The 9,224-nt window shown below is 41.6% G+C and carries 11 protein-coding genes; all 11 read right to left on the bottom strand.

What is annotated here, in order from left to right:
• On the bottom strand, window positions 1–940 hold a 940-nt coding region (locus RDS42_RS08970; protein WP_308783359.1), incomplete at its 3' end, for an ATPase, T2SS/T4P/T4SS family.
• 4 nt (window positions 941–944) lie between these two features.
• A complete protein-coding gene (locus tag RDS42_RS08965) occupies window positions 945–1,985 on the bottom strand; it encodes a M15 family metallopeptidase (RefSeq protein ID WP_308783358.1) in 1,041 nt (346 codons plus the stop codon).
• 10 nt (window positions 1,986–1,995) lie between these two features.
• Window positions 1,996–2,970, bottom strand: a complete 975-nt coding sequence (locus tag RDS42_RS08960; protein ID WP_308783357.1) for a zinc ribbon domain-containing protein — start codon at window positions 2,968–2,970, stop codon at window positions 1,996–1,998.
• Between the two features lie 184 nt (window positions 2,971–3,154).
• Entirely contained in the window at window positions 3,155–3,517 is a 363-nt protein-coding gene (locus RDS42_RS08955; protein ID WP_308783356.1) for a hypothetical protein, read from the bottom strand.
• Between the two features lie 104 nt (window positions 3,518–3,621).
• Window positions 3,622–4,215 carry an RNA polymerase sporulation sigma factor SigH gene (gene sigH, locus RDS42_RS08950; protein WP_308783355.1) on the bottom strand — a complete coding sequence of 198 codons (594 nt, stop codon included), beginning with the start codon at window positions 4,213–4,215 and terminating at the stop codon, window positions 3,622–3,624.
• A 26-nt stretch (window positions 4,216–4,241) separates the two neighbouring features.
• Window positions 4,242–4,979 carry a 23S rRNA (guanosine(2251)-2'-O)-methyltransferase RlmB gene (rlmB, locus tag RDS42_RS08945; protein ID WP_308783354.1) on the bottom strand — a complete coding sequence of 246 codons (738 nt, stop codon included), beginning with the start codon at window positions 4,977–4,979 and terminating at the stop codon, window positions 4,242–4,244.
• Window positions 4,976–5,401: a ribonuclease III domain-containing protein gene (locus RDS42_RS08940; RefSeq protein WP_308783353.1), complete on the bottom strand. Its 426-nt coding sequence runs from the start codon at window positions 5,399–5,401 to the stop codon at window positions 4,976–4,978. The genes rlmB and RDS42_RS08940 overlap by 4 nt, the downstream gene beginning before the upstream one ends.
• Window positions 5,386–6,792 (bottom strand): cysteine--tRNA ligase, encoded by a 1,407-nt coding sequence (gene cysS, locus RDS42_RS08935; protein ID WP_308783352.1) that lies wholly within the window; start codon window positions 6,790–6,792, stop codon window positions 5,386–5,388. Before cysS ends, RDS42_RS08940 begins: the two co-directional genes overlap by 16 nt.
• A gap of 94 nt (window positions 6,793–6,886) precedes the next feature.
• On the bottom strand, window positions 6,887–7,360 hold the full coding sequence (gene ispF, locus RDS42_RS08930; RefSeq protein ID WP_308783351.1) for a 2-C-methyl-D-erythritol 2,4-cyclodiphosphate synthase: 474 nt from the start codon (window positions 7,358–7,360) through the stop codon (window positions 6,887–6,889).
• A gap of 2 nt (window positions 7,361–7,362) precedes the next feature.
• A complete protein-coding gene (locus RDS42_RS08925; RefSeq protein ID WP_308783350.1) occupies window positions 7,363–8,634 on the bottom strand; it encodes a sn-glycerol-1-phosphate dehydrogenase in 1,272 nt (423 codons plus the stop codon).
• Window positions 8,635–8,771: 137 nt separating this feature from the next.
• Entirely contained in the window at window positions 8,772–9,149 is a 378-nt protein-coding gene (locus RDS42_RS08920) for a RidA family protein (RefSeq protein WP_308783349.1), read from the bottom strand.
• Window positions 9,150–9,224: the final 75 nt, after the last annotated feature.

Raw genomic sequence — 9,224 nt, 5'->3', positions numbered from 1 at the left:
GGCTTAACATATCACGTGTAGAGTTGGCATGTCCGGTAGATAGCGAGCCGTCATGTCCCGTATTCATAGCCTGAAGCATGTCCAAAGCCTCTTCTCCACGAACTTCTCCTACTACAATACGTTCTGGTCTCATACGTAATGCAGATCTGATCAGATCACGTATGGATACTTCTCCCTTTCCAGAAGTATTGGCATTTCTTGTCTCCAGACTCACCAGATTTTCAATATTTTTAATCTGAAGCTCCGCAGAGTCTTCAATTGTTATGATTCGTTCATCCTTAGGAATAAAATTTGATAATGCATTCAAAAAAGTCGTTTTTCCGGAACCCGTCCCTCCGCTGATAAAAATATTATATTTGGCCCGCACCAGTTTCTCCAGAAAAGCAGCTGCTTCTCTGGTAAGAGAATCATATTGCAAAAGCTGTTCAACTGTCATAGGTTTTTTTGAAAACTTTCGTATTGTTACAATAGGACCAGATAATGAAATAGGAGGAAGTACAACATTTACACGAGAACCGTCAGGAAGCCTGGTATCCACAATAGGATTTGCCTGATTTACTTCCTTTCCTGCTTTTCCCACGATTTTCTGAATAATATCCTCCAGATGACGTTCATTATCAAATCTTTTATTTAAACGATAAAGGCGTCCGCCATGTTCCACAAAAATATGATCCGGGCCGTTGATCATCACCTCTGTGATACTGTCATCAGCCAGGATCTCATCCAGAATTCCCAGTCCTCGGATAGAACTGAATACAAGTCTTACTATCCTTCCACGTTCTTGAGGCGTCATCCTGATATTCCCGCTTTTATGATCAGCTATATCCGCGATCCGTCTCATCAGCTGTTCATCTGATGCACGGCTTAAAAGCATGGCATCTGCCAGGAGAAATCTTTTAATCTCCTGTACAAGACGGTTGGTCAGTTCTTCTGAAAGCATATCATCACCCCTGGTTCTCTTTTTCAAAATGCTGATAATCTATGGGATCTGACCACAGACCTCCCCAGCTGAATCCATATTTTGCAAAAATATTGCAGCAGATATCATTCTGTACAATGACATGTGGATCTCCGCAATTCCGGTCAATATAAGGCGATGCATTTTCATGGCTCCACTGCAGCTGACCTGCAGAATTCCAAACATAAGGATTTTGCTGAGGATTGATGTCAATGGCTCTTCCAAAAGCATGGTTGGACAGTCTTCCGCCTCCGGTAATCTCCCTGTAGCAGAAAGCAGATGTATTATTATTATCAATGGAATTACTGTCAGAAGAATCTCCATCTCCGGTCCAATAATCATCGATCAGACGCATAGATTGAATCTCATATTCTGCTTCAAACAGCTCCTTAAAAATATTCAGCACATCATTACTAATCTGAGCATTTACGATCATTTCGCCTATCTGTACCTGATGTTCAAAATTATAATGTGCCATTTTCAGATAACGAAGATCCGAAAGACCTATATTATCATTTGCATAATAGGATCTTCCGTTGATCCTGTTGTAAACATCATCTCCCTCCACTATCTCATAGGCTTTAAAAAAATCTTCTGCCTTTCCGGCCACCTGTTCTGCACTAATTACCTGTCCAATTTCCATACTGTCAACAGAGACTGTTTTATTTGCCGGAGGTCCTATCATCGCATTTTCTTCCAAAGTATCCGAAGACATTTCTGATTCCTGAACCGGCAAATTTTCATCCAGTCCAGATTCCTCCGATGCCTGAGTCTCAGAAGGCCTCTGTTGTGTTTCCTGTTTGGAATTTTTTTCATCCAGAACTTTTATTTCTGCTTCCAGACGTTCTATTTTTTCTGTCAAACGCTCCTGTTCCCTGACAAGAGCCTGCTGTTCCTGCCTGAGTTCATTTTTTATCTTCAGACACAGCAAGCACAAAAGTATCAGAGCTATAATTACACAGAGAAGACTTATAAACAGAAGTCCCCATAGACCTCCTGATCTGCTTCTATTTTTTTCCTTTTTCATATTTTTCCGCTCACTCCCCATAAACCGTCACTTCTGTTATACAGGTATCCTCCCAGTTCGTTCCTGGATATACATCGTTGATTTCCAGACGCATACTGTCAGCATTTACAGAAGGTTCTACCTCTACCCATTCAATTTTTCTTTCTCCGGTAAACGTTACCTGACCTGTATAATCCCCAAAAACAAGAGTCATTGTTTTTGGTTTCGCATTCCCAAAATAATATTTATCATTTTTCCAGTTTCCTAGCTTAAAAGCAATATATTTCACTTTATAATGATCGTCAAAACTAAAACTTACCGACTCATTGATACCATATCCAGATACTCCTTCCTGCCAGCTTGTATCGTCTTTTTTATCAAACAGAAGCATTGCATTATTGTTTGTCTTTGCCTGCGAGATTGTTGAGGTTGCATTAGCGGCAATCACTGGAATTTCCCTCAGAGATGCTAAATCCGGACTACCGGCACAAAGGGCTGCCGTAGTCTTTTTCGTTGTCTGAAAACTGCTTTCTTCATAAGAACGCTGTTCTGTAGCGTAAGGTCCTTGTTCAGCGGTTTTTACCGGAGCCTTATCATTATCGGGAAAAATTTCTGGAGTCTCCTCTTTTTCATAAACTTCTATTTCCTGTTTTTCTGTCTTTCTATCTGTTTCATCCTGCTCTCTTTGTTTCTGTGCCTCTTTTACTGTCGTTTTATTTGGATTTACCAAAATTTCTGATTCGTCCCCTGATTCTGGTCTGATCAAAAACCACAAAATAACTGCTGTCACCAGAAAAATAGCGGCTGTTACAGAGATACTGACGATCCACATTACCTTATTTTTTCCGGTTTCTGTATTTGACGGATTTGGCAGACTTGGCGTGTCCCAAACTATTGTGTCATCATTTCCAGCCTGCAGACTACCATCAGATGACATCTTTTCTCCACATTTCCAGCAATACTGTGCATCATTATCATTTTTAGTTCCACATTTTTCACAATACATATTTTTCTTATCCTTCCCGCAAACAAAATCTCTTTATTTTTTTACAACAATAAACTATTTTCTACAATAAGTGGCATTATTTGTGGGCAATATTTTTTCAATTTATTTGTTTTTTAAAACAAAAAAGACTGTTGAAATCCCTGAATCGTCAGGTTACAACAGTCCTTTTTTTGCTTTTATGAAATTACTTGCTCTCCTCTGTATCTTCTTCAGCAGCTTCGTTTACAGGTTCTTCCGTAACTTCTTCCGGTTTCTCTGCTTCCTCTGCAGCTTCTTCCACAGGTTCTTCTGTTTCCTCTGCTTTTTCAGCAGTCTCCTCTGCAGTTTCTTCTGTCTCCTCTTCCCAGGATGCAAAAGCCTCTGATTCTTCTTTTTTCAGGTCCTCAGCAGTCTCTTCCGGGAATTCAAAGTCATCAAAATCTTCATCAAAATCTTCGAATTCACTGATCCTTTTTTTCTTCAGCACCAATGCTGCTACTGCTCCTGCAGCTGCCGCAGCTGCTGCTCCAACTGCTACCAGTCCCCAGTATTTGTTTACCTTTGCCATAATATACTGCTCCTTTCATCTCTGACCGGATGGTCATTATGATATTTTAAACAAATAATCTTATATCATTGTACTACTTTTTGTGCGAAAAAGAAAGGGTAATCTTATACTTGCAGACTTTCAATATAATCTCTGATCTTCATTCGTATCCTCTGAAGGGCATTATCAATTGATTTCGGCTTTTTCCCCATCATCTCTGCAATCTGAACATAGCCATAACCACGAAGATAAAGATCAAGCACTCTATTTTCCATAGGGCTTAAAGCTTTACTTATTCTCTTTTCCAAAAGTCCGGTATTTTCTCTGTCAATAACAAGTGCTTCCGGATTCTCTGACCATAATCCTTCAAGAGCTCCTGTCTCTTCTTCTTCACTTAAAGAAACGTAGGAATTAAGCGGTATATGCTTTTGTCTGGTAGAATTTTTAACCGCACTGTAAAGCTGTCGGTCTATACAGATTCCTGCAAAAGTCTGAAAAGAAGCCTCACGGTCAGAACGGTAATCCTGGACTGCCTTAAAGAGTCCTATCATCCCCTCCTGTATCAGATCATCGGTTTCTCCTCCGATCAGATACATGGCCCTGGCTCTTTTCTTGACAAAATCCTTATATTTTTCCATCAGATAATCTGAAATCCCGCTTTCTCCTTTTCTGAGTCTCTCGATCAGCTCTTCGTCACTGCACTGCTCGTATTGGCTCATGCTTCCTCCGTTTCTTTTTACTGCACTTATTTTGTCATCAGTCTCTGGCGTACAATCTCATATGCAAGTACTCCGGCCGCCACAGAAGCATTCAGTGAATCGATATCCCCCTTCATGGGAATAGAGGCTGTAAAATCACACGCTTCTCTTACCAGGCGGCTGACTCCTTCACCTTCATTTCCAACGATCATACCGATAGGTCCGGTAAGATTCAGCCGATACATCGATTCTCCTCCCATATCTGCACATACAAACCAGATTCCTTTTTCTTTCAGCTCCTCAATAGTACGGACCAGATTTGTCACTTTCGCCACCGGAGTATAATTAATGGCTCCTGCGGATGTTTTTGCAACTGTAGAGGTCAGACCTACCGAACGTCTTTTGGGAATGATAACACCGTGGGCGCCTGCAAGATTAGCAGTTCGGATAATCGCTCCCAGATTATGAGGATCCTCTACATTATCCAAAAGTACCAGAAAAGGCGGTTCCCCTTTCTCTTCTGCTTTTGCAAGAATTTCCTCTACTGTAGAATATTCATAAGCTGCCACCTGTGCGATCACACCCTGATGAGCCTTTGTCTCACTGAGCTGATCCAGCCGTTCCTTAGAAACATAATTGATGATCGTATCTTTTTTTCGCGCTTCTCTGGCAATGGTACGGACCGGTCCATCCTGACATCCATCCAGTATAAACAGCTTATCCACACATCTTCCGGAACGAAATGCCTCAAGAACTGCATTTCTTCCTTCTACCTGTTCACTCATATATCTTCCTCCCTGATTCCCATGCGTATCAATGTAATCATTCGCGTATATTCTTCTTTCAGATACAAATAGCCTATCAAAGCCTCAAATCCTGTTGCCCTGCGGTAGTCGACCATAGTAGCATGTTTTGCCATAGTAGGAGAATGTGCGTTTCTGCCTCTTCGATATACACTGAGTTCTTCTGGCGTCAGTTTTTCCTCGATCACTTCCATGATTCCCGACTGTGCAGCAGCTTTTACCAGACTGCTGGCTTTTTTATGCAGTCGGTTTACAGGACAATTCCCCTTTTTTACAAGAATCGTCCGGATAACCAGTTCATATACCCCATCTCCAATATATGCCAGTGTCAAGGGAGAATAGCTTCTGATATCCTGATCCTTCAGATGGAAAAGTTCCTTAAGCTCGTTTAAATTCGTTTCCATTTTACTCCCTCACGAGTATCTTTCAGCTCGATTCCCATTTCAAGAAGTTTATCACGGATCTCATCGGCTTTTGCAAAGTCCCTGGCTTTTCTGGCTGCCTGACGTTCCTCAATCAGTTCTTCAATACTGGAATCCAGAACTTCTTCTTTTTTCAAAACGATCAGTCCCAATACATCAGCAAGCTTTACAAGCATGTCAAGGAGATTTCCTGCAAATTCTCCGCTGCTTGCCTCATCCACATTTGTATTTGCAAATTTTACAAGTTCAAAAATTGCTGCCAGAGCATCTGCCGTATTAAAATCGTCATCCATAGCTCCTTCAAATTTTTCCCGGAATGTATCTGCCTGCCGAAGAAGTTCTTTTTCTTCCTCAGTCATAATGTTTGTATTTGCAGCCTTACGGTCTTTTAAGCGTGCTGCGCCTTCAACAATACGTTCAAGAGAATTTCTGGCAGCATCCATAAGATCTGCACTGAAATTCAGCGGACTTCTGTAATGTGCGTTCAGCATAAAGAATCTCAGCACCTGCAGATCATACTGCTGGCTGATTTCTCTGACAGTGCGGAAGTTGCCAAGAGATTTGGACATCTTACGGTTGTCAATATTCAGGAAACCATTATGCATCCAATATTTTGCAAATATTTTGCCGTTGCAGCATTCACTCTGCGCGATCTCATTTTCATGATGAGGAAAGATCAGGTCTTCTCCGCCTGCATGGATATCGATTTCTTCTCCAAGATATTTTTTCGCCATTACAGAACATTCGATATGCCATCCCGGACGTCCGTCACACCATGGAGAAGTCCAGAAAGGTTCTCCTTCTTTTTTAGGTTTCCAGAGAACAAAATCCATTGGATCTTCTTTCTGTTCCTCACCGGAAACCTGCAGCGCACGGAAACCTGACTGGAGATCGTCCAGATTCTTATGAGAAAGCTTTCCATATTCTTTAAATTTCTTCACCCGGAAATACACTGTTCCATCTGCTGCCGGATATGCATAGCCTTTGTCGATCAGCGTCTGGATCATATCGATCATTCCATTGATTTCCTGCGTAGCCTGCGGATGAGTGGTAGCCGGCTTTACATTCATTCCTGCCATATCTTTTTTGCATTCTTCAATATAGCGGCTGGAAATTTCATCTGCACTGACGCCTTCTTCTATGGCTTTTTTTATTATCTTGTCATCTACATCTGTAAAATTAGATACAAAATTAACTTCATATCCCTTATACTCCATATAGCGGCGTACGGTATCAAAAATGATCATAGGTCGGGCATTTCCGATATGAATCAGATTATAAACCGTCGGACCGCACACATACATCCGAACTTTTCCCTCTTCCAGAGGCACGAATTCTTCTTTTCTCCGTGTCATGGTATTAAAAAGCCTCATAATTTTTCTCCTCCGATTTTTATATAATATCCGTTTTCGGACTTTTATTTTACGGTTCACTGCGTTCACAGCAAAGTAGTGCCGTGTAAAGCTTTTATTTCTCTTCCAAAAGACACACAGCCTGGGAAGCAATGCCTTCTCCCCTTCCGGTAAAGCCCAGACCTTCTTCTGTAGTTGCTTTCACATTGACTCTGCCTTCCGGAATTCCCATTGCCTCTGCCAGATTTTTACGCATTTGAGGAATATGCGGGGCCATCTTCGGTTTCTGCGCAATGATTACTGCATCCACATTTCCTACAGAAAAACCATTTCTTTTAAGAAGACACATTACATGCTCCAAAAGCTTCAAACTGGAGATTCCCTTATAAGCAGGATCTGTGTCAGGAAAGTGTTTTCCGATATCTCCAAGTGCAGCGGCTCCCAAAAGTGCATCCATCACTGCATGGATCAGCACATCTGCATCAGAATGCCCCAGAAGACCTTTCTCCCACGGTATTGTCACTCCACCAAGGATCAGATCACGTCCCTCTGTCAGCTTATGTACATCATATCCCATACCAACTCTCATGATCATTCTCCTTTCACATCCAGCATTTTACGGATTCTCAGGAAACTGAGTCTTCTCCGCACATAAGGTGCAAGCTCCAGACTAAGCGGCACAATATCATCTGTCAGACCGATATCATACACACTTTTTTTACAGCCTGCAGCCTCCATTTCATGAAAAAGAGTTTCTTCCTGAGGCAGCTCATCGATCAGATCTGCAATCTTTCCCAGACAGTCTGCCAGCCGGGAGGGATTTATATCCAAAAGAGGCTCGGGATCATTTTCTTTTCTGATCCCATCCAGAATCCCTTTGCTTCCAAAATATTTTTCAAGAAGTTCTGTTTCTTCTTCATAAGGCTTTACCCGGCATCTGTTCTCTCTTATAGCACAGGCAAGACGTTTATATTCTTTTAACACAAGCATAGTCCCTACAGAAACTTTTTCTCCGTGAAGTGCATCCAGATGATGATTGATCACTTCCATCTCCCACAGATGAGAAAGATGGTGCTCTGCACAGGATGCCGGCCGTGAATTTCCTATCATCTGCATAGCCAGACCGGAAAGTATCAGTGCATACATCAGTTTCTCACATTCCTCAGGATCCCCTGCCGCAATTTCCTTAAGGCTGGATACCACTGTCTTCAAAGCTCTTTCTTCCAGTTCAATGATCTCTCCGCAGATATATTCTTCTGTAAGAAGATTGGCAATTTTCCAGTCAGTGAGGCAGATATATTTGCCTAAAAGATCTGAAACACCTGAAGCAGTCAGCCTTTCCGGTGCATGTGCAAATATATCTGTATCAGCAAAGACAGCCATCGGCGCTGCTGCTTCAACTGTTTTTTTCATTCCCTTCCAGGTCATTGCCGCAACATTTGATACGAATCCATCCACACTGGCTGCAGTTGGAACGGAAATAAAAGGAACCTTATACTGAAATGCCAGATAACGGCTGATGTCATGAATGGTACCGCTTCCGACTGCCAGAATCAGATCTATGTCTTCTTCCATATAATTTTCCACGATCTCTACCGCATGTTCATCTGCATGGAGTCCCTCTGCATCCAGAGTCAGAACCTGACATCTGTCATAAATATCCTCCATAAGCTCTTCGGTTGCTTTCATTGTATTGGTATCACAGATCAGCAGCGGTGAGATGTATTTTTTCAGAAAGCCATCTGACATGGCCTCTTCAAGCTTCTCCACAGCGCCTGATTCTATAAAAATTTCCTTTACTTCTATGTGATGTTCCTTCCCGCACCTGCACGGTCGGCCAAAGTCATCCGTATCGACTCGCATGTATTTTTTTCCTCCTGATTTCAAATATTACTATAAAGTGATATTATACATGATTTCAGCATAAAAAGAAACCCCCAGATAGTTTTCTCTCTGAAGGTTTCTCTTGTTTCTGTTACTGTCCCTTACGTTTTTGATTATTATTTCTCAATAGCTGCGATCATCTCTACTTCGCAGAGAACATTTTTCGGAAGTGTCTTTACTGCTACGCAGGAACGTGCCGGTTTATTTACAAAATACTTTGCATATATTTCATTAAATGCTGCAAAATCTGCCATATCAGCAAGAAAACAAGTGGTTTTTACTGCATTTGCAAGATCTGTGCCTGCTTCCTCAGCAACTGCAGCAAGATTCTTCATTACCTGCTCTGCCTGCGCCTCAATTGTTTCTCCTGCGATTTCTCCTGTAGAAGGATCTACCGGAATCTGTCCGGATGTAAATAATACTCCATTTAAAATAATAGCCTGTGAATATGGTCCGATTGCTGCCGGAGCCTTGTCTGTATGTACTACGTTCATTTTCAGTTTCTCCCTTCTGTTGTTTTAATTTAATTTCATTTTATATCAAAAAATAATAAGGGTCAAGCAATAATT

Source organism: uncultured Blautia sp., assembly GCF_902497045.1.
GTDB lineage: Bacteria > Bacillota > Clostridia > Lachnospirales > Lachnospiraceae > Blautia_A.
This window is presented reverse-complemented; position numbering and strand designations above follow the sequence as displayed.

What these genes read in the sequence shown, in the direction of transcription:
- ispF (WP_308783351.1), bottom strand. Translation starts at nt 7,360, where the DNA reads ATGAGAGTTGGTATGGGATATGATGTACATAAGCTGACAGAGGGACGT.
- sigH (WP_308783355.1), bottom strand. Translation starts at nt 4,215, where the DNA reads ATGAGCCAATACGAGCAGTGCAGTGACGAAGAGCTGATCGAGAGACTC.
- RDS42_RS08940 (WP_308783353.1), bottom strand. Translation starts at nt 5,401, where the DNA reads ATGGAAACGAATTTAAACGAGCTTAAGGAACTTTTCCATCTGAAGGAT.
- cysS (WP_308783352.1), bottom strand. Translation starts at nt 6,792, where the DNA reads ATGAGGCTTTTTAATACCATGACACGGAGAAAAGAAGAATTCGTGCCT.
- RDS42_RS08925 (WP_308783350.1), bottom strand. Translation starts at nt 8,634, where the DNA reads ATGCGAGTCGATACGGATGACTTTGGCCGACCGTGCAGGTGCGGGAAG.
- RDS42_RS08920 (WP_308783349.1), bottom strand. Translation starts at nt 9,149, where the DNA reads ATGAACGTAGTACATACAGACAAGGCTCCGGCAGCAATCGGACCATAT.
- RDS42_RS08960 (WP_308783357.1), bottom strand. Translation starts at nt 2,970, where the DNA reads ATGTATTGTGAAAAATGTGGAACTAAAAATGATAATGATGCACAGTAT.
- rlmB (WP_308783354.1), bottom strand. Translation starts at nt 4,979, where the DNA reads ATGAGTGAACAGGTAGAAGGAAGAAATGCAGTTCTTGAGGCATTTCGT.
- RDS42_RS08965 (WP_308783358.1), bottom strand. Translation starts at nt 1,985, where the DNA reads ATGAAAAAGGAAAAAAATAGAAGCAGATCAGGAGGTCTATGGGGACTT.
- RDS42_RS08955 (WP_308783356.1), bottom strand. Translation starts at nt 3,517, where the DNA reads ATGGCAAAGGTAAACAAATACTGGGGACTGGTAGCAGTTGGAGCAGCA.